The following is a 1,023-nucleotide window of genomic DNA, read 5'->3' as shown; positions in this document are numbered from 1 at the left end:
GGGCAGGGGAATCGCATATGAGTAAGAGTAAGTCTTGCGTTGAGTGGAAAGGTTGATTCTTTAGGTGCCTTCTCTTTGAAGAGGAGACCCAATGCCGTTTCTGCTTTCGATTTTGCGTGAAATTCGGGATCCGCGTGACATCAACGCGCGTCATGATCTGGCGGAGCTTCTGTTCTTGGCTCTGCTTGCGACCCTGTGTGGGGCCAAGAGCTGTGTTGACATTGCCGATTTTGTTGAGGGGCGGGAAGACGAGCTGAGAGAGATCGTGGCGCTGGAGCATGGTTGCCCGAGCCACGACACGTTCAGCCGGGTGTTTCGACTTCTCGATGCCGATGAGCTTTCGCGCAGCTTTGCCGCTTTCATGGCAGCGCTGCGACAAACGCTCGGGCCTTCGCCGCGCGGCGTGGTGGCGGTCGACGGCAAATCGCTGCGGCGCGGCTACACCAAGGGTCGGGTCTTTATGCCGCCTTTGATGGTGAGCGTGTGGGACGCCGAGACGAGGCTGTCGATTGCCGCTGCCCGCGCGCCCGAGGGCGACGAGGTCACAGCCACGCTGGATCTTCTGAAGAGCTTGGATTTGAAGGGCTGCACGGTGACGGCGGATGCGCTGCACTGCCGTCCCGACACCGCCAAGGCGCTGATCGGCAAGAAGGCGCATTATGCGCTGGGGCTGAAAGGCAATCGTCCCAAGCTGTTCGCTGCGGCGGAGCGAAGCTTCGCCGCAGCTGCCGAGATCGCCTTCTTCGAGACCAGCGAAAGCGCGCATGGCCGCACCGAAACGCGAAGAGCCTCGGTCCTGCCGCTCAAACGGCTGCTCGATCCGCCGGCCTTTCCCGGCCTCAAGGCGATCGGCCGCATCGAGGCCTCGCGCAGCGTGGCAGGCGGCAAACCCACCACCTCGGTCCGCTATGTCGCGCTTTCCAAAGTGCTCATGCCCAAAAGACTGGCCGAGACCGTCAGAGCACATTGGACCATCGAGAACCAGTTGCACTGGAGCCTCGATGTCGTCTTCCATGAGGACGA

General features: G+C 61.4%; 1 protein-coding gene. It reads left to right on the top strand.

Annotated features, from left to right (window positions below):
- Positions 1-91: 91 nt before the first annotated feature.
- On the top strand, positions 92-1,023 hold a 932-nt coding region (locus NKJ06_RS35530), incomplete at its 3' end, for an ISAs1 family transposase (RefSeq protein WP_352812597.1).

The sequence above is a fragment of the Mesorhizobium sp. M0293 genome, assembly GCF_040321735.1.
In the GTDB taxonomy this organism is placed as follows: Bacteria; Pseudomonadota; Alphaproteobacteria; order Rhizobiales; family Rhizobiaceae; genus Mesorhizobium.
The sequence above is the reverse complement of the archived record's forward strand: the minus strand, read 5'-3'. Positions and strand labels throughout refer to the sequence as shown.